Source organism: Pseudoalteromonas sp. MEBiC 03607, from assembly GCF_004792295.1.
Taxonomy (GTDB): Bacteria; Pseudomonadota; Gammaproteobacteria; order Enterobacterales; family Alteromonadaceae; genus Pseudoalteromonas; species Pseudoalteromonas lipolytica_C.
Window position 1 is genome coordinate 2,647,214 of the sequence record NZ_SRRY01000001.1, and the last position, 19,083, is coordinate 2,666,296.

General features: G+C 42.4%; 13 protein-coding genes. 4 read left to right on the forward strand and 9 right to left on the reverse strand.

Annotation, left to right across the window (positions count from 1 at the left end):
- The first annotated feature begins 53 nt into the window (after positions 1–53).
- Positions 54–683 (forward strand): trimeric intracellular cation channel family protein, encoded by a 630-nt coding sequence (locus E5N72_RS12120; protein ID WP_135925019.1) that lies wholly within the window; start codon positions 54–56, stop codon positions 681–683.
- On the opposite strand, the gene E5N72_RS12125 is transcribed toward E5N72_RS12120, so the two are convergent.
- From E5N72_RS12125 to E5N72_RS12160, 8 genes are all read right to left on the reverse strand, one after another.
- Positions 680–1,135, reverse strand: coding sequence for a GNAT family N-acetyltransferase (locus E5N72_RS12125; RefSeq protein ID WP_135925021.1), 456 nt, complete (start codon positions 1,133–1,135; stop codon positions 680–682). The two genes, E5N72_RS12120 and E5N72_RS12125, sit on opposite strands and share 4 nt — an antisense overlap.
- Complete coding sequence (gene recD / locus E5N72_RS12130; protein ID WP_240704520.1) at positions 1,122–3,206, reverse strand: exodeoxyribonuclease V subunit alpha; 2,085 nt, start codon at positions 3,204–3,206, stop codon at positions 1,122–1,124. The genes E5N72_RS12125 and recD overlap by 14 nt, the downstream gene beginning before the upstream one ends.
- Positions 3,203–6,778 carry an exodeoxyribonuclease V subunit beta gene (recB, locus tag E5N72_RS12135; protein WP_135925024.1) on the reverse strand — a complete coding sequence of 1,192 codons (3,576 nt, stop codon included), beginning with the start codon at positions 6,776–6,778 and terminating at the stop codon, positions 3,203–3,205. The genes recD and recB overlap by 4 nt, the downstream gene beginning before the upstream one ends.
- Positions 6,765–10,109, reverse strand: a complete 3,345-nt coding sequence (gene recC, locus E5N72_RS12140) for an exodeoxyribonuclease V subunit gamma (protein ID WP_135925026.1) — start codon at positions 10,107–10,109, stop codon at positions 6,765–6,767. The genes recB and recC overlap by 14 nt, the downstream gene beginning before the upstream one ends.
- 151 nt (positions 10,110–10,260) lie before the next feature.
- Positions 10,261–11,277, reverse strand: a complete 1,017-nt coding sequence (locus tag E5N72_RS12145; protein ID WP_240704550.1) for an alkaline phosphatase D family protein — start codon at positions 11,275–11,277, stop codon at positions 10,261–10,263.
- A gap of 41 nt (positions 11,278–11,318) precedes the next feature.
- On the reverse strand, positions 11,319–12,446 hold the full coding sequence (locus tag E5N72_RS12150; RefSeq protein ID WP_135925031.1) for an alkaline phosphatase family protein: 1,128 nt from the start codon (positions 12,444–12,446) through the stop codon (positions 11,319–11,321).
- 56 nt (positions 12,447–12,502) lie between these two features.
- On the reverse strand, positions 12,503–14,860 hold the full coding sequence (locus E5N72_RS12155; protein ID WP_135925034.1) for a TonB-dependent receptor: 2,358 nt from the start codon (positions 14,858–14,860) through the stop codon (positions 12,503–12,505).
- A gap of 211 nt (positions 14,861–15,071) precedes the next feature.
- Positions 15,072–16,115 carry an alkene reductase gene (locus E5N72_RS12160; RefSeq protein ID WP_135925036.1) on the reverse strand — a complete coding sequence of 348 codons (1,044 nt, stop codon included), beginning with the start codon at positions 16,113–16,115 and terminating at the stop codon, positions 15,072–15,074.
- A 121-nt stretch (positions 16,116–16,236) separates the two neighbouring features.
- Between E5N72_RS12160 and E5N72_RS12165 the strand changes: the two genes are divergently transcribed.
- Together E5N72_RS12165 and E5N72_RS12170 are read left to right on the forward strand one after the other, a co-directional pair.
- Positions 16,237–16,818 carry a TetR/AcrR family transcriptional regulator gene (locus tag E5N72_RS12165; RefSeq protein ID WP_135925039.1) on the forward strand — a complete coding sequence of 194 codons (582 nt, stop codon included), beginning with the start codon at positions 16,237–16,239 and terminating at the stop codon, positions 16,816–16,818.
- 85 nt (positions 16,819–16,903) lie between these two features.
- Positions 16,904–17,302, forward strand: a complete 399-nt coding sequence (locus E5N72_RS12170) for a DUF2750 domain-containing protein (RefSeq protein ID WP_135925041.1) — start codon at positions 16,904–16,906, stop codon at positions 17,300–17,302.
- A gap of 27 nt (positions 17,303–17,329) precedes the next feature.
- Here the strand turns inward: E5N72_RS12170 and E5N72_RS12175 are convergent, their stop codons facing one another.
- Positions 17,330–18,214 carry an AraC family transcriptional regulator gene (locus tag E5N72_RS12175; protein ID WP_135925043.1) on the reverse strand — a complete coding sequence of 295 codons (885 nt, stop codon included), beginning with the start codon at positions 18,212–18,214 and terminating at the stop codon, positions 17,330–17,332.
- A 229-nt stretch (positions 18,215–18,443) separates the two neighbouring features.
- Here E5N72_RS12175 and E5N72_RS12180 point away from each other — a divergent pair, with 229 nt between their 5' ends.
- On the forward strand, positions 18,444–18,968 hold the full coding sequence (locus E5N72_RS12180) for a carboxymuconolactone decarboxylase family protein (RefSeq protein ID WP_135925045.1): 525 nt from the start codon (positions 18,444–18,446) through the stop codon (positions 18,966–18,968).
- Positions 18,969–19,083: the final 115 nt, after the last annotated feature.

Below are 19,083 nucleotides of genomic sequence, written 5' to 3' on the forward strand. Positions count from 1 at the left end.
AATAAAGTTCATTTTGCTAGGGTTTAGTTACTATAAACAGGTAAGGAAGCCCCATGACATCAGAATACTTTCATTTTTTAAGCATTATCGGTGTAGCGTTTTTTGCTATTTCTGGCACCTTGCTGGGCCATGAAAAAAGTGTCGGTGGTTTTGGTGTGGTGGTTGTTGCCACAGTCACAGCTCTGGGTGGTGGAACACTTCGAGACATATTGCTTAACAAACCAGTATTTTGGATAGCTCAGCCTGATTACTTGTACGCAACTTATATAGCCATATTCGCCTCTATTTTATCTATTCGTCACTTACCCGATTTAAGTAACACCACCATGCTATTAATGGATGCTGTAGGGATGGCGATTTTCAACATTATCGGTATCGAAAAGGCACTGATTTGCGGCGCAGATATGGTTGTAGCCATCACCATGGGTATGACCACAGGTATTTTTGGTGGCCTGATGCGTGATGTGATCTGCCGAGAAGTGCCTTTAGTAATGGGCGAAGAACTTTATTCAACCGCTTGCTTATCTGGCGGGTTAACTTATGCGGCTTTATTCACCCTTGAGGTCAGTTATATTTGGTGCATTATTGGCGCATTTGCTGTGACGGTATGTTTAAGATTAGGCGCCATACACTTTGGCTGGCAACCTAATCTGTTTCGTAAAAGCAGCTTTAAACGCTCTTAGCAAGTCATATAAATACAGCCATCGAGTGGCATGTCAGCGGGGTACTGAGTTTGAATAAACCCCAGCTTTTCATAGGCCGTTTTAGCAAGGGTATTGTGGGTATACACAAACAACGACAAGCTATCGCACTGCAACTGCTGTTTGCCCTGCTCTCCTAGTAAGTTTATCAAGACTTTTGCAAGACCTTTACCACGCTCGCTTGGCGCGATAACCAGCCGCCCTAAATGGCAACGTCCTTCACGTAAATAGTATTGCCCAAACCCTAACATGCGGCCTTCGTCATTAACCAGCGCGTAGGAACTCAGCGCATCTAGCTTTAAATCATTTTTAAAGCTTTGCGTATCAAATGGATAACTAAAAAATGGCCCAGACCAAATACGCAGTTCTGCTTCTGTGTTAAACCACCCCATTAACTCGTTGAGTTGCTCACTCGTTACTTTAACTAGCTTCATGTTTTAACCTATCGTATAAACCTGATGCACGAGTAACAGATTTATTCATCGCCATAAGCAATACATTTTTATCGGCCACCAGCTCAAATGTGGTTTTCGCGCGGGTGATCCCCGTGTAAACCAATTGCCTGTTAATGCCCTGATTAGCCTGTTTTATTGGTGGTAAAATCATTGCAGTGTAAGCAAATTCAGAGCCTTGCGACTTATGAATTGTCATGGCATACACTTTATCGTGAGCAGGTAAACGTGCGGGCGAAAAGGCGCGAATATTTTCTTGTTCATCAACAAACATGGCTTTTAACTGACCTTGCTCATCATGCATTAAAATACCTATATCGCCATTAAACAGTTTTAGCTGGTAGTCGTTTTGGCTGATCATAATTGGCATACCCACATAATGCCTTTGATATGGCGAAATTAAACCTTGTTGAGCCAGTGCTTTTTCAATACGCTGATTAAGGCTATTTACACCATAATCACCCTCTCTGACGGCAGCTAGTAACTGATAATGCGCAAATGCTTTATGCACACTTGCAACACTTGCCCCTTGCTGGATAAGTTGCAAATAATCGTGGTATTGCAACGCCGCTTGTTGGACAAACTGCTCTATCGGTTTACTAATTACGCTGTAATTAAGTTTAAGGTCTTTGAAGCCACCTTGATTAATCGTTTGCTCTACATAGCCCAGTAAGCCAGTGTTATTGGTATTTACAGCTTGTGCTAATTGACCAATGCCGCTGCTGCCATCAAAACGATAACTTTGCTGTAAAAACGCAATACAATCGTTAAGTACAAAATGACTGCTCGCCGCAGGTATCTCGCTCTGATTATTAAAACAAACGCGATTAAGCTGCGCTGCTCTTTCACTGCTGTAATCTGGCATTTTGCCAAGCTCTAACCCTTGGCAGAGGTCGCTAAGAATACTGCCCGTATCAACCGAGGCTAATTGGTCTTTATCACCCAGTAAAATAAGCCTTGCATGGCTCGGTAATGCCTCGATTAGTTTTGCCATAAGCGACAAATCAACCATCGATGCTTCATCAATGATCAGTACATCTAAATGCAGTGGGTTACGCTTGTTATGGCGAAACTTATTGGTATGCGGAATAACGCCCAGTAAACGGTGAATCGTTTGTGCGCTCTCAGGGATAAGCGGCGCGATATTATCAGGGATCATACTAAGCTTTTGCTTTGCCCCTAAAATCGACTCGGTTAAACGAGCTGCCGCTTTACCTGTCGGTGCAACCAGCTTTATTGTTAGCGGTGCACTGGCATACAAGGATTGTAATATGGCCAGTAGCTTAGTTACCGTGGTGGTTTTACCGGTACCCGGGCCACCGGTGATCACACTAAAACCTTTTGTTGCAGCAATCGCACAGGCTACTTTTTGCCAGTTTAATGTTTTAATAGGATCGCTTGGGTTGGGTGTATGTTCACTGCTAGGAAAATACACCTCAAGTAATGCCGTTAATGCGGCTTCATCTAGGGTCAGCTCTTTCGTTGCTAAATGATGTAAACGCGATGCCAGAGTGGTTTCGTATTCTGCCAAGCGGGCAAAGTAAAGTTTATTCGCAAACAATAGCAGTGGCTTGTCGTCACCTACACAATCAGCATTCATTAATTTATTAACGGCCTCAGTAAGGCCAAATTCTGCCGCAAACGGTGTTAAAACATCAGGGGCTGCGATGCTGGCATCAGCTAAGCTTTGCTGTTTAATTTCAAACGGATTTTGCCAGTTTATATTCGCGAGCTCTAAACAGCTGTGCTGACTTTGCTGCGCTACCGCAAGCAATAAAATCAGGTAAAAAACCTCACTGTGCGCTGCATCGTTATTCTCTATCAACGATTGTGAGCCGGTAACTGTTTCTGAACCAGTCAATAGTTCAGCGAGTTTAACATCAACCAAGCGAATACGTTTTGCCTCCAGCAAATAACTCAGTAAAGGCTGCGTTTTAAGTTCTGTGGCAGGTAACGCTGAATCGCTTTGGGCATGTTGTTCTGGCTGCTGTGGTTGCTTATTCACTGGCTCGTTTGGCTCATGGTCATCAAAGCCGAATGTCATTTGACTCATAGCATGGCTCCTTGTGCGAATAGGCTATCAAGCTCAGTTATTTGCTGTTTTGTTAGCTGATTAAAATACACCCCTTGCCCTTCGCTCATACCACGTAAGAAGGTGTAGTAAACACCGCCTAAATGCGTGTCGCTATCGTAATCTTGAATACGTTGTTTTAATAAACGGTGCAGTGCTACGGTATAAATTAAATACTGCAAATGATACTGATGACTGGTCATGGCTTGTTCTAGCTGCTCATGTTGGTAATCAGCCACACTATTACCTAAAAAATTCGATTTATAATCAAGAATATAATACTTACCCTGCCAGCAAAATATTAAATCTATAAAGCCTTTTAGTAAGCCTTGTACCTCACTAAAGTCGAGCTGCCCAGGTAAGTTAAAATGTTTTACCAACACTTGGTTAAGCTTATCGCTTGAGAGCGATAACAGCGGTAAATTAAATTCCATTTCGACCAAACAGGTATCAGGCTCAAGTACTGATAAACTAAGCCCTTTATCGTTCAATGGGCAATTCAGCGCAGCAAGGATCCACTGCTCGGTCATTTCCTGCCAGCTATCATCAATATGGTATTTTTCGAATAACTTTTTGATCACTTTATCAAGTGCATGGTCGTCTTGCTCGCTGGCTGGACGCTTTAACGCATAAGGGTCGGTAAAGTCTAATTGCTCAAATATTTCATGCAAACAACTACCTGGCTTTGCGCCTTTAGGGAAGCTGTAAGGTGTTAAAGCATTGGCATTTTGGGCTAAAAACTCATCTTTTTCGTGGTCTTCATCACTGCGACCAAGCTCAATATGGTCAGTATGCTTTTTCAGCGTTAAGCTACTAAAGCTGGTTGAGCGCCAATCACGCTGAATGTCTGCTTTAACAGTATTAACTTGATATTCTTGCTCACTGTCAGCTCCAGCAAATGTTAACTTTTCAAGCTCATCTGCTTGGCGAAACACCTCATAGTGCATGTGCGCTGAGCCTTCACAAAATTGTTGTAACAACGCGCGCCATTCATCGCCCGATTTGATCTCTAACCCTGCAAATAATACATGGCCAATGCTGGTACTTTGAATACCAGGGCGAGCACTACGACCTTGCGAAATGTTATACATCCCCACAGAACAAAAATGCACGGCACGAGTCAATGCTACGTAAAGTAAGCGTAAATCTTCAGCTAAGCGCTCTTGCTCTGCTTTTTGCATTGCCTCGTCACTTTTAGCAAGGTCATAAATCAGCTTACCGTCTTTATGGTAAAGGGCTTCTTTGCTTTCGCGATAACCACAGGCAAACGGCATGAATACAATCGGGTACTCTAAGCCTTTTGAGGCGTGCATGGTGACAATTTTCACCAAATTAGCATCGCTTTCTAAGCGTACTTGCACCGCTTCACCATCTTGTTGACTAACTTTTTGTGCAAACCAACGCAGCAATCGATGGGTGCCCTCAAGCTCAATTTGCTTTTGCTGTAAGATTTCACCTAAATGACGAAAATCGGTGAGCCAGCGCTCAACGTTGTAGCCTAAGCCTTGCCAACGCGCTGCAAGCTGATTATGGCTTAATAAACGCTCGAGCATCGCCATAGCGCCTTGTTTATGCCAAATGTGGGCAAGCTGAGCAAAAAAGTTTAGATGTTCTTGCCACGCACTTTCATTTTCGTGAAGCTGATAAATGCGGTTGTAGCTTAAGCAAAACAATGGCCCGGCAAGTACACCGCGCAGTAATGATTCATCATACTGTCCATGCAAGGCCGTTAAAAAGTTCAGTAAATGATGACTAAGCTCTTGGTTAAAAACACTATCACGCGATAAATACACACTGGCAATGGCGGCTTCTGCCAGTGCGGTTTTCATCAGCTGTGCTTCGTTTCGGTCACGCACTAACACACAGATATCAGCGGCAGTAAGAGGTTTTCCTGCAATGGTTGCAGCGCCTGCATCAGCTTGCTTGAGTAGCTCGGTGATTTTTTTCGTGTATTGCAAAGCCAATGCTTGTTGAGCCACCCCTTTGCTGGTTGGCTTGTTGTTGGCTTCGGCGTATTCATCAACAAAAACCGAAAATTCAAATGCACTTGGCATTTCACCGTTTATTAAAAACGCTTTGTCTTGCTGTTTTCCCTTCGCATTAACCTTTTGAAATGGGATTGCGTCGTTATAAATAAAGCTATTGTCATTTTTTGCAAATAAGCGGTTTACGCTATCAACAACCCCTTCACTTGAGCGGTAGTTGGTATCTAGGGTGTATTGCTTGTCATTTTCAACGGCTTGTTTTGCGCCAATATAAGTAAAAATATCTGCACCACGGAAACCATAAATAGCCTGTTTTGGATCACCTATCATGGCAAGCGTGGTGTTTTTAATGCCATAAATGCGGCTAAAAATGCCATATTGAACTGGGTCGGTATCTTGGAATTCGTCAATCATGGCAACCGGAAACAAAGCGGCAATTTTTTCACTTAATGCTTGGCCTTGCTCACTTAAAAGCGCCTGATGCAAGTTACTCAGTAAGTCATCTGGAGTAATAACACCTTGTTCTTGCTTACGTTTGACTAATGCATTTGCCACCCATTTAGCGCCATATTGCACTATCGCAATATTCAATCCGTTATTGATAAGGCTACTGAGTTTAGCCATTTCATCAAACTGAGCCAGCATTTCGTGACTGAGTAAGCTACCGTTTTTCTTGTAATTTGCAGGGTCGCTTAAATTCTCTGTGCTCCACACTTCAAACGAGTATTTATTAGTACCAAATACAAAAAACAACTCGTCATTGTTTAAGTATTCTTCAAGCGCTGCAAGGCTGTTTTTTCGCCCTGGGGTTTTTGAGCCACTTAAATCAGACGCTTTTACAGCATTAATAAACTCACTCTCACGGCACGCCTTTTTAAATGCCGGGACTTTTGCCACAAAGTTATCGCGTGCTTGCCATATTTCATCAAGGTCATACTCGGGGGTGATTGTTGCCCCTTGTTTATTGAGTAAACTCACTACCTGTGAATACAGTGACGCAGGCACTGGGAAAATATCGGTAATTGCTTGCGTGCGCTCTTTTGATTGTGGGTAAACAAAAGCACGCCAAAAGTCATTAAGGGTTTCTTGAATAAGCTCACGCTCATCTAAAATAAACTCTAAGTTAAACGCCACCCCTGACTCAAAAGCATGTTGTTTCAGCATTCGCTGACAAAAGCCATGAATGGTGAATATAGCGGCTTCATCCATCGACTTTGCCGCAGCGTCTAGCAAATCAAATGCGGCGTGTTTGTCAGTTACCTCGTCAATTACTTGCTCAATCAGCTCATCATCGGGCTCTTTGCCAAGCAGAGCATCTCTGGCATTGATTATACGCGCTCGCACACGGTCTTTAATTTCTTGGGTGGCGGCCTCAGTGAAGGTCACCACTAGGATTTGCTCAACACTAAGCGGCGTATTTAATGCTTCATCTTCCCCGGTCGCTTTTTGTAAGCCCAACAAATACCGTAAATACAAACCTGTGATTGTATAGGTTTTACCTGTACCGGCACTGGCTTCAATAAGGCTTTGCCCACACAGCGCCATACTCATTGGATTAAGCGTTTGCATGATCTGCCTCCTGTGCTAATTCAACGAGTGGCGATAACAGCAGCTCGCTCCATTTTATAAACTCTTCTTCACAGTCTTTAAGGCTCTTTATGGTTAAACGAATATACGGATTTTCACCCTCACCCATGCCTATGTATTGCGGCGCGAATTTATTGTTTGCTTTGACCATATCTTTATCTGTTTTTATGTACTCGTAACCACTGACCGGAAAAAACGCCACTGGGCGAGTTAAAAGCGTTTCATAAAGCGAGAACCAATCGTTTAAATACTTGCGGGCATCGTTTTCTGACAAGGGTGAAAAACTAATTTGCTTGTCTAAGCCAAGAATAAGGGTTTCAACTGACTGACCCATTATTTGCGCCGCTAAATGATGCACAAAGCCACGAATTACATCTTTTGCTTTAATACTGGCGGTGCGATAAAACACCTGTTTTTGACCATAAATATGATTTAACCAACCTTCTAGTGTGGTATTGGCAATTTTAATATTTACTTCAACGGGTAATGCTTCATCAACTTGAATATGCGCTTTTACTTGCCCTGCAAGCGCATCAACTCGGTGCTGCATACTTTCAAATACAAGATCGCCAACATGGGCTTGGGGTAACTCACCGCGCTGCATTATTTGCGCTTGGTTCAGAGGAATTTCTTGAATGCTGGCTTCGAGAATTTCGTCTAGGTAAAAGTAGCGACGTAATGCGTCTAAACTAAATGGCTCTTCATCTTTTGCAATATCGTTAAATTGCGGCAAGCGTAAACCCAAACTTTGCTGATAAAAGCTCTCGTGCGGCTGGCAAATACTGCGAATAAACTGAGTTAATTCAACACTGCTTTCTGGCTGGACACTAAGCGCTTGCTGAGGTTCAGGGTTAACAGCTTGAGTTGGCATCCACACTGGGTTATAGCTGTGTAATTGTGTGGCTAGTGGTTTGTTTGCTTTTTGCTCGCCATCAGTTTGGCTTTTATTACCTTCTTTGTTAGTGGTCAGATAATAAGCTGGGTTAAATGGCTGTAAGTGCTGATAATTAATTAGCGCCTCTGGTAGCTCTAAGTGAGTGTCTTGATCAGCAAACTCAAAACTACGGGCTATGTATTCTAAAAGCTCACTCACTAAGGTTGAGGGCATTCTTGGTTGGTTATCAAAGCAAGAACGGCCAATATAACTGATGTATAGATTCTCACGGGCACTTAAAATAGCTTCTAAAAACAGGTAACGATCGTCGAGTTTGCGAGAGCGGTCACCTTTTTGGCGTTTTGAGTATGGTACTAAGTCAAAACCAATTGGCTGAACGGTACGCGGGTAATCCGCATCATTTAAACCCAGCATACACACTACTTTAAATGGCACTGCACGCATTGGCATCAGCGTACAAAAGTTAACTTGCCCCACTAAAAAGCGCTGCCCTACGCCTTTTTCTTGAATACCTTGTTTAACCAAGTAACTCACAATACGCTGCGAAACAGCTTGTTGGTAATCGCCATTATCATAATGCTTAATCAGTGTATCGAGCACTTTTTGCAGTACTAATAAATCCCAGCTTTGCTCGCCTTCATCGCTGTATATATCGCTTAATAATTCTTTTAGAATTTCTGCTTTTTCGTTAAGCGGTGCATCAGCTTGCAGCTTAGCTTTATATCGGGCCAGTACATCAATAAATTCAATGAGTTTATTTAAGGTATTCAGTGCCATACCTTCAACTTCATCGGCACTGTAAATCCCCGAGAAAGGCAGTTGTTCATCCCGTTGTGCAACACCTAATAACAAACGGTTTAAGCCATGTTGCCAGGTATTTAAATCTATTGCGGGTAAGCCAAAACTGTCTTTGTGAGCGGCATCTAAGCCCCATTTAACGCCAACGCGTTCAAGCCAAAAACCTATTTGCTCATACTCATGAGCTTCGAGATTAAATTTTTCGGCAATTTGCGTGACTTGCAGTAAATCAAGAATGTCAGATACACCAAAGCGTGAATAAGGTAAATCGGCTAAACTAGCAAACGAGCTAAGCACGGGCTTTTCTTGCTCTATGGCTAAATCGGCTAACGCATAAGGAATAAAGCGTCGCCCTTCGGCACCACCAAACACCGCCTCAATGTACGGGCTGTATGTGCCAACGTCCGGCATCATTACAATAATATCTTTCGGTGTTAGTGCTTTATTTTCATTGAATAAATTAAGCAAGTAATCGTGTAGTCGTTCGACTTCACGAAGTGGCGTGTGACAATCGCTCAGCACAATACTGGTGTCATCAGCCTGAATCGGCAATTTGCCTTCGTCATTAATAAACCATTCTTTATCAGGCGTAAGTGATTCGCCCTTAAAGGCTAATTGGTAAATTTCAGACTGAATTTGCGATAGCAAGCTTTGATCAAAATCGTTATCGAATCCGTCTAGCCACTGCGCATCCAGTTGTAGTAACTGCTCAAAATAGTCTCGGCCTAATTTACCCCACGACGAGAGTAGCGGATTACCAATAAAAAAGTACTCGTGATCAGGGTTTTTAGCGCTGTCTTCAAGTGCTTGTAACTGAGGGCGTTTGGCATATTTAGCAGCAATTTTGGCTGCTGTTTTTTCATCCAGTGTGTCGCCCCAGTAATGCTCACTGGGGTTGAAGAAAAACAAAAATACCTGCGTTTTTTTCGCAATGGCCTGAAACACTTCAAGCTGGCTGCTCGCAATTGCAGAAATACCAAATAAACTAATACGCTCAGGTAATAGGCTTGCGTCCATTTTTTCAAGGGCTGCAAGGAGTTTGTCTTGCATGTTGGCGCGGTGATATTGGCTTTGCCCAAGTTCTTTACTGTGCGCCACCAGCTTGCGCCAAAGATCTGGCTGCCATGGCGCAATGCCCACATCAACATCATCAAGCTCATCAATGCCCTGCTCCCAAGTGGTAATCCAATTGGGGCGATACATTAAGTATTGGTCATAAACGTCGGCAATTTTCTCGCACAAGGCAAAGGTTTTTTGCCCCTCACTGTCACCATCTAAATAGGTTTTCAGTGGTAAATACAGCGGCTCATCAATGCAGTTTGGTAAAATCGCAAACAGCTTCCAAGCAAGGTTCGCTTTGTTATACGGTGATTCACTGGGTACATCTGGCAATAATTGTTGGTAAAGCTGCCATATAAAACTCGAAGGCAGCGGAAAGTCGACCTGAGCAGCAATCCCTAAGTGTTCACTTAAACCTATTTTTAGCCACTGCGACATACCCGGTGACTGCACAAGCACAATTTCTTTTTTAAAGGGGCTCGTTAATGGATTAACTTTAAGAAGAGCGTGAAACCGCGCTTGCAGTGCTTCCATGCGATTTGATTGAATTATATTCAGCACTTTACACTGTCCTTGCTTGAAACTAACTAATTGACACAGTGTAAGATATTTTAATTAGATGGGATAGAGAGAAATACCCGCAAACAAGGCTTAATTCCATGTTTGCCATGAGCTGCGGGTACGTATTACGGGTATGCGCTACAGGCAATATTTACTGGTATGGACTTATCGTCGATAACGCAAACTCGGTGTGCATTATCTCATCACCCTTGATACCTTTAAGCGCAATACGAATGGTAGGATCTGCTTTTTGCCAATCGATTGTTAAATCGCCGTAGTTAACCTCATGAGTGTAATCACCCACACGGTGTTTATTAGGGCTAACATCTTTCCACTTTTCTGTTAGTCCAGAGCTGGTCATCTCATAAAGTGGGTAATCTAGGTTTTGTTGATACTTAGACAACTCCCCCCAGTGGGTATCGCCACTGACAATAATTACACCGTTTACTTTATGCTTTTTAATAAGAGTAAATAAACGCTCACGATCAGCTGGATAATTAGCCCATGACTCCCAGCCTGTAAAATCAGCTAATAGCTGCAAGCTTGAGGCAATGATTTTTATCTTTTCATCTGACTTAAGCTCTTGTTCAAGCCACTGCCATTGACTTTCGCCAAGCATAGAGGCGTTTTTATCGGTTGTTGGGCTATAAGGCCCTTGTTTTGCAGGTTTTCGTTCAAGCTGATAGGTCATCGCCGATACGTGATTCAACGGTGCGCGATTAAAACGCAGATCTGGCATGATCACCTTTACTGTTTGTTCACCTTCACCGTACGTGTACGAAGTGTAAATACCATCTTCACGAGTTCTGCGAGCAGAATCCGCAGGCTCTTGCCAAAAGTCGAGCATGATTTTTCGTGATTGCTGTTTTTTTGGGTATTCGCTGCCAGCGTCATTTTCGCCATAATCATGGTCATCCCACATGGCTATTATAGGTGTATTTGCACGTAATGTTTTAAAGCCCGGCTTTTGCCCTAAACGTTGATATTTATCGGCAAGTACCGACATATCTTCGGTATCTCCATAAATGTTGTCGCCAAGGAACATAAATAAATCGGCTTGCTCTTTGTTGATAGCATCAAAAATTGGAATAGCTTTGTCTTGATGACCACATGAGCCAAACAAAATTTTATTCGGTGCGGCAATCGCACTCGCACAACTAACCAGCATTAATCCAGATAAGGCGCTTCTAAAAAAACTAAGCGTTAAACTCATTTTAAAATCTCCTTAATCGGCGCTGCCATTTTCGGGTTAACTTGCTGACTGTTGATGCCTAAAACGCTCAACACAGTTGCAGCCACTTGCGCTTGTTTAAGCTCATTTTTGGGCTTTATTAAGCCCTTTGCTTTTATATCTGGGCCTATCGCCGCTAACCAAATATGCTCAGAGCCAACAATGCCGTTTGGAAAACGTTGCTTACCTTGCTCTGAACGTGCCAAAGCACGCTTCGAACTATGATGCTGCCAATCATCTGCATGACTGCCACGGCCATGATCGGTGGTAATGATCATTGTGGTGTTGTCTTTATAGCCCGGTGTTTGTTGAATTGTTTGCCAAAGGTCACGAATAAACGCATCACTTTGTTTAGCCGATTTTAAGTAGGCATCGTATTTACCGTTATGAGCAAAGTCATCGGTTTCACCCAAGCTAATAACAAGTAAACGCGGCTGTTTATTTAATAAATATTGTTTGGCAAATCGGTAGGTAAAGCTGTCGAGGCGAACATTGTGCCAAGGACTTGGGATCTCGCTTTGCATTTGGTTTAGCAGAGTCACTTCCTCTGACTTCACAACATCCAAAGCTTCAAAGCCAGCATTAACATAAACCCCACTACGCTCACGATTTACAATATAGGGAAACACATCCCAGCTACCAAAAAGCGCGGTTTTACCTTTAAATTCTGGCTGAGTATTTAAACTCTCTAAAATGGTTTTATTGGGGTTAGGCACTTTATCGTTACTATCGATATTTTCGTCTACTATGCCGGTTAAAATTTCACTATAACCTGGGTATGAGAAATACCACGGGTTGCTTACCGACATCAATGAGCCTTGCGTTCTATCGCCAATCAAAACGCCCTGCTTTGCCAATGTTTCGCTAAAAAATGGCATTAACGCTTGAGTTCGCTGTGCTTGGTCATCTCGCCAAAAAAGCGCCTTTAGCTCATCTGTATCTGCAACAAAATCAGTGTTATCAATTAAGTTTTTATCTGCACCAGAGAACACTTCTTGCCAGCGAAGTCCATCAAGAGTAACGAGCACAACATTGTCGGCAGCTTTACTGTTTAGGCTTAAAAAAGATGCTGCGACCACTGCCGTCGCTAAAATTATTTTTTTCATATATCACCTGCTAAAAAGCCCATCAACGATGGGCTGTTTAAAACGTCGCTTATTAATTAGAACTGCGCAGTAAGTGTTAAAGCTGCGGTACGTGGTGCACCAATAAAGTAGGTTGAACCATTACCTGTACCACCCGCTAGATATGATTTATCAAACAGGTTATTCACCACAAATGCAAGGTCAAGTGATTTAAACACACCCGAATCAAGGCTCGTGTTATAACCAATGTTTAAATCAACCAAGGTGTAGCCATCAACCTTGTTACGTGTACGGGTTTGTTCATCAGTCCATGCACCTAAACGCTCACCGGTGTATTTAGCCGATAAACCAAAGCGGAAATCACCACTGTAATAATCTGCCGATACCACAAATAAATCTTGTGCTGAGTCAATCACTTCATCACCCGCTTTAAAGCTTGCAGATGCTTCATCAAGTAACTCACCATCGCCGTTATATGCACTTGGATCGTTCGATTGATACTCAGAGTTATTGTAGGTATACGATGTGTAAAGGTTCCATTTGTCAGTCAGCATATAACTTGCAGAAAGCTCCACACCTGTTGACTCAATACCGCCTACGTTGATGTAAGAACCGTTCGTACCAATCGTGTAGTCGATACCATCGGTATCACTGCCCGGGGCAATAAAAGTAATACGATTATCAAATTCAATGCTGTAAGCCGTTGCCGTTAAACGTAAACGGTCATCACTGTAACGCACACCTAGGTCGATGTTTTCAGCTGTTTCAGGTTCAATTTCGGTCAGTGTTGATGAATCACGTTCAAGTACGCCATCTTTAATTGCCGCAAAGTTTTCGCTGTAGCTGGTAAATAACTCTGTGCTTGCAGATAGCTGATACAACACCCCGCCGCTGAATAGTACGTCTGAATCACTGTCGATCTTATCTGAATATTCATCTTCAAAATGGTTATAACGCTGCAGTTCAACAAGATACTGTTTAGCACCTAAATTAAGTGTGAAATCGCCTAAACTGATTGAGTCTTGCACGTACCATTTGAATGTATCTGTTTCAAACGTGTTCTTGTACTGTGTCCAATAAGGTGTTTGGTCAAAATGATGATATACACGGGCATCAATAACTTTATGCCAGTCACGTGATTCATCACGGTCTGTTTGTTCAAACCAAAAGCCGGCTTCAATATCATGATTGCCAAGCGTTACTTGGTACTCACCGGTCATACCTAAGCGGTCTTTTTTGTAGTGAGTATGACGATACGACATAACCGGAATAGCATCATCTGGGTAACAGGCTGGGTTTAAGCCGGGGCCAGATGACCATGGCCACTCTAAACTTGCCGTACAACCTGCAGCAGGTGCAAGTGGATTACCATCGCTATCTGTAAAGCCATAGCTGCCTGCGTTTTCACCACCAATTGTTGTTGGGTTACCATCGCCATCAACTGGTGACGTTAAATAAGGCGGGATCCAATCACCACGACCTGAATTTTTATGATAGTAAGGCGACAAGCTTAAGTTTGAAGTGGCACCTAATGCGTAATCAAACTTTACATACGCAAGGGTATTTTCACGCAGTGTACCCCAGCCCTCAGCAAACATTTGATCAAAATGCGGCACACCAGTCCAATTCCAAGTTAAACGATCCCAATCAGGGTTTTGTTCAAACTCACTAATGCTGATGCTGTTATAGTTAATTTCGTGAACATCATCATACGAAACACGACCCGTTACGGTTAAATCGCTAAAGTCTGATACAAACTTAGCTTCGATATGCTGGTTGTCTTTACCACCATTGCTGCCATCGCCAATCCAGCGGCTAGTGTCTGTTTGCGAATAGCTAATATAGGCTTGCGTGTTATCAAACACAGTGCCGGTTTCGTGCTTAACAAAGTAACGGCTAGCATTGTGATCGCCCGTTGTATAAGCAAACGTGGTGCTTTGCTCAGTACTCGGTTGTACACTCACAAAATTAAATGTACCGCCTAGCGCTTCGAGTGATGCAGAGGCAATATCAGACGTACCTTGCCCTACTTCAACCGTTGCTAAGTTTTCGCTGTCAAGATAACGGTTTGCTTTTGCGCCGCCACCATAGTTAGAACCGCCATTAGGAATACCATCAATCGTCATACCTAATTGCTGTTGATTACCATCGATACTAAAGCCACGCATAGTAATGGTGGTTGACCAATCGTCACCACCAAATGCATCACCTTCGTTGATGCTAATACCCGGTAAGTTATCAATCACGGCTAACACACTTGATACTGAACTTTGTTGCTCAAGCATGGCAGGTTCAATGACGTTATTTGCATAACTGGTTGGCTTTGCAACAACGGTAATTTCTTCAATTTCGTTATTGGTGTTTGCATTTGCCGATGTTGCTAAAAGCGTTGCGATTACAAGGCTTAGTTTTGTTTTTTTAGTTACTGTGCTCATTGTTTTTCCAAGGTTACGTATATAAAAGCGGGCACAGTATGCAAAGCGTGTATGACATTTAGGGTCAAAATTTTTGACACAACAGTTAAACAATTAATGCATTTTCATGGCAGATTTAAGACTCAACTGTTTAATAAATAAGAAAGTATTAGAAAAACGCCCAGTTAAATTAACTGGGCGCTTGTTGGTTGGACAATATTATTAGATTTGCTTAAATCAACTCAGCCAGCATTTCTTCGCTATATGGTGTTAACGCTTCACCATTTTTAACTTTACTGATGTAATCTGGGTTCGCAATGAATGGGCGACCAATCGCAATTAAATCAAATTGGTTGTTATCGATAGCTTGATTTGCTGTTTCAAAGCTATAGCTACCTACCCCTACCAAGGTACCTTTATAAGCACCACGCATATATTCAGACGCCGACTTATCGCCTAAACTTGCAAAGCGCATGCTGTCATCAAAGATACCAACATGTAGGTACGCAAGGTTACGTGTTTCAAGTGCTGGTAATAGATAATCAAATACTGCTTTATCACCGTCGCTTTCAGTCATATTAAAATACGCACCTGGCGATAAGCGTAATGCTGTTTTATCTGCACCAATGGCTGCCACTACAGCATCAACAACTTCAAGAGCAAAACGTGACATGTTTTCTGGTGTTTGACCGTATTGGTCTTCACGTTGATTGGCAGCAAAGTGTAAGAATTGATCAATCAAGTAACCATTCGCACCATGAATTTCAACGCCGTCAAAGCCCGCTTCTATAGCGTTTTCAGCCGCTTTTGCGTAGTCAGCAATTAAACCTTGGATGTCTTCGATGGTTGCAGCTTTTGGTGTCACGTAAGTTAACTCGCGCATTCTTGGTACCGAACCCTCTACACCAATTGCTGATGGTGCCAGTACATCACCACCAAAAAAGTGAGGATGAGCAACACGACCTACGTGCCAAAGCTGAGCAAACATTTTGCCGCCTTTCGCGTGCACAGCATCGGTCACTTTCTTCCAACCTTGAATTTGTTCACTGGTAAATAGACCCGGTGTATTTGGGTAACCTTGAGCATCTGGGCGAATAATCGTTGCTTCGCTAATAATTAAACCGGCATCGGCACGGCGCGCATAATAATCAACCATCGCTTGGGTTGGAACGAGGTTATCGTCGCTCATACAGCGTGTAAGTGGGGCCATTAGTACACGGTTTTGCAGCTCAATACTGTCGTTTAGTTTAAATGGAGAAAGTAAATCGGTTGTCATGGTTTTATCCTTATCTTGAACATACATTCAAGATAAGGGCGAAACATACTAACTTCAAGGTTTATTTTGAATATTCGTTCAAGATTACGTAAACTTCGTTTATAAATCGTGAGGAGCCTTAATGAGAACTGCTGAATTTGATACTGAATTTGTACTACGCCAAGCCATGCATGCCTTTATGCAACATGGCTATGCGAAGACCAGTATGCAAAAATTAAAAGAAGTGACTCATCTTCATCCGGGCTCTATTTACGCGGCTTATGGCAACAAAAAAGGCTTATTTTTAGCCGCTACTGAGCAGTATCAAAAAGACAGAAACCAACAATTTACTGCCCTTTTTAATGACCAACAATCAATTTTATCGACCCTCAAACATTACTTAACTGTGATTGTTGATGAATGTATTGAAGGTGAAGTTGCCAAGGTATGCTTGCTTACAAAGAGTATTTCTGAGGTTGAAGGCAATGATCCACAAATTTGTAGTGTGTTGCGTGGTAACCTTAATGCCTACGAGAATGCCCTCGCCGAACAAATTCAAAAAGCCCTTGATAACAACGAATTTAAAAGTAGTAAGCCAGCTCAACAGTTGGCGCGCTTTTTAGTAATGGGTATATACGGTATTCGTACCTATGCACTAACAAATCAAGATCCAAAATCTCTGCAACAACTTGCTGACGATCTATTCGCTGCATTAGTAAATTAATTTAGCTATTAACTTTACTTGTCATATTTATTTATCACCTTATGATTAAGGTGTAGCTGTGTATAACTAAAAGAGTGAGCCTGTCATGAATAATGCAACTGCTAAACGTGTTGAAACTGAGTTTGATGCTGTACTCGCCTTAGGCGCAAAGAAACGACTCGCTTATATGTTTGAAACGGTTCAAGAGTTTAAACAAGTGTGGATCCTCAATGATGAACATGGCTGTGTCATGCTCTCTAACGAAGACGACGACTGTGTTCCTGTATGGCCTAGCCGCGAGTTTGCACAAAGCTGGGCAACCGGTGAATGGCAAGATTGCGAGCCCAAAGCGATTCCAGTAAAAGATTGGTTAAGTCGCTGGACACCCGGCCTTGAACAAGATGACTTACTGATTGCGGTGTTCCCAACAGATCAAGACGACGGCACCATTTTATTCCCCGACGAGTTTGACTCACAACTGAGAGTGCCGAAAAAACGATTTTAAATACAAGGGAGCCATGCGCTCCCTTTTTTATGCTATTTGTTGTAAGCGCAGTGCTGAAATATCTTTTATCGGTGGCTTACCAAAAAAGCGAGTGTACTCGCGGCTAAACTGGGATGGGCTTTCATAACCCACTTTTAAAGCTGCAGAGCCTACATCTATTCGCTCATTGAGCATTAGTTGTCTTGCCGCTTGTAGCCGTAAGTTTTTTACATACTGCAATGGGCTCATTTTTACTACATCACGAAAATGCAGCCTGAATGTTGACGGGCTCATGTGTGCATCACGAGCCAAATCATCGATTGAAAATTGACTAGTAAAGTTTTCTTTTAACCAACATAAGGTTTTGGCGATTTTTTGATGGGCAGAGCCAGACATCACAATCTGTCTTAAATAAGGGCTATGCGGACTATTTAACAAACGCAATATGATTTCTTTTTTAATTAGTGGCGCAAGATTAGCTTTTAAATGTGGCTCATTGTCGAGTTGAATTAGCCTAAGCAAAGCATCAAGTAAGCCGTTATCAGTATCAACCACCGACATAGCTTGATGTTTAGGGAACTTATCTTGCCCTGCAAACTCCATTTCAGCAACAATATGGCTTATTTCATGAGCATCTAAGCGTAGATATAAGCCGTAAAATGGCTGCTCTTTACTAGCACGAGTAATATGTGAGGCAACAGGCACATCGACTGAGGTCACGAGTGATTGGCCGTCAGTGTAATCATAACTATGCTCACCTAGTACCACTCGCTTTGCGCCTTGCAAGCTAATGCCCAGTCCTAATTCATACACGCAGGCCATCGGCAATGAAACTTCGCTTCGTCTGAACACCAATAACTCTGGAATAGCTGTTTCAAAACTACCATCTGCAACCGCTATCGCTTTCACTGCTTCTAATAATGCCTGACGCATTTAGATTACCTCTAATAAATACTCCATTAAGTGTATCACCGTAATTTGAGGTTAGGACCATTTAAGGTAACAGTTCGTTGCTTTAGGCAAAAATTACATCATTTATGGCAAGCAGAAACCGCCATCATCGACCATAATGTATTTTCAATTTTTCGATTACATACTCTATGTAATCAGCCACTGCTACAAAACTTCAATATATTCAATACCTAAAATCAAAAGAGAAATTATGACCCCAAATAACACGGATCTATTTGTGTTTGTCGCGATCGCTGCTTTGGTAACCGTTCATGACAAGCCTTTGTTAAAACGAGCATGTCAGCACGCATTGAATGATGGCGTATCAATGCAAGAGTTGTGTGATATTTTACCGCATATTAGTGTGTATTCTGGGGTGCCAAAAGCATTGTTGGCGCTAGATATTTTAAACTCGGTTGATGATATTCAAGGTTCAAATTCGCTGCTTATCAAACGCACAGAGCAGCAACTAAAAACCGCACTGACATTGGGTCAGCTGCCTTTAGACAAAGAGCAGCAAAACAACAACGTGTTTGAGCTTGCCTCTTTAGGTGCATTATTTGCGTTAGACGATGCCAGCAGCTTAGTTAGTGAGCAACTAAAGCGCTGTGTAATACTTGGCTATAGCCGTGAACAACTTGAATTATTAGTAATAGAACTTGCCAGAAAGGTCAGTAGCCACATAGCCATGCGCGCTAAATGTTATCTCGAAAAGCACTTTGCTATGGTAGGTTAATAAAACCTGCCAAAGCGCTATTTTCCTCATTGACTTTAATTCATGTAACAACTTTTCGTTTCCTCATATCGTTTGGCAAAGTAACTCTGAAAAACCTTCAAACAACTATACTGTA

Coding starts and splice junctions, on each gene's coding strand:
- E5N72_RS12120 (WP_135925019.1), top strand. CDS start 54: ATGACATCAGAATACTTTCATTTTTTAAGCATTATCGGTGTAGCGTTT.
- E5N72_RS12125 (WP_135925021.1), bottom strand. CDS start 1,135: ATGAAGCTAGTTAAAGTAACGAGTGAGCAACTCAACGAGTTAATGGGG.
- recD (WP_240704520.1), bottom strand. CDS start 3,206: ATGAGTCAAATGACATTCGGCTTTGATGACCATGAGCCAAACGAGCCA.
- recB (WP_135925024.1), bottom strand. CDS start 6,778: ATGCAAACGCTTAATCCAATGAGTATGGCGCTGTGTGGGCAAAGCCTT.
- E5N72_RS12145 (WP_240704550.1), bottom strand. CDS start 11,277: ATGCTGGTTAGTTGTGCGAGTGCGATTGCCGCACCGAATAAAATTTTG.
- E5N72_RS12150 (WP_135925031.1), bottom strand. CDS start 12,446: ATGAAAAAAATAATTTTAGCGACGGCAGTGGTCGCAGCATCTTTTTTA.
- E5N72_RS12155 (WP_135925034.1), bottom strand. CDS start 14,860: ATGAGCACAGTAACTAAAAAAACAAAACTAAGCCTTGTAATCGCAACG.
- E5N72_RS12160 (WP_135925036.1), bottom strand. CDS start 16,115: ATGACAACCGATTTACTTTCTCCATTTAAACTAAACGACAGTATTGAG.
- E5N72_RS12165 (WP_135925039.1), top strand. CDS start 16,237: ATGAGAACTGCTGAATTTGATACTGAATTTGTACTACGCCAAGCCATG.
- E5N72_RS12170 (WP_135925041.1), top strand. CDS start 16,904: ATGAATAATGCAACTGCTAAACGTGTTGAAACTGAGTTTGATGCTGTA.
- E5N72_RS12175 (WP_135925043.1), bottom strand. CDS start 18,214: ATGCGTCAGGCATTATTAGAAGCAGTGAAAGCGATAGCGGTTGCAGAT.
- E5N72_RS12180 (WP_135925045.1), top strand. CDS start 18,444: ATGACCCCAAATAACACGGATCTATTTGTGTTTGTCGCGATCGCTGCT.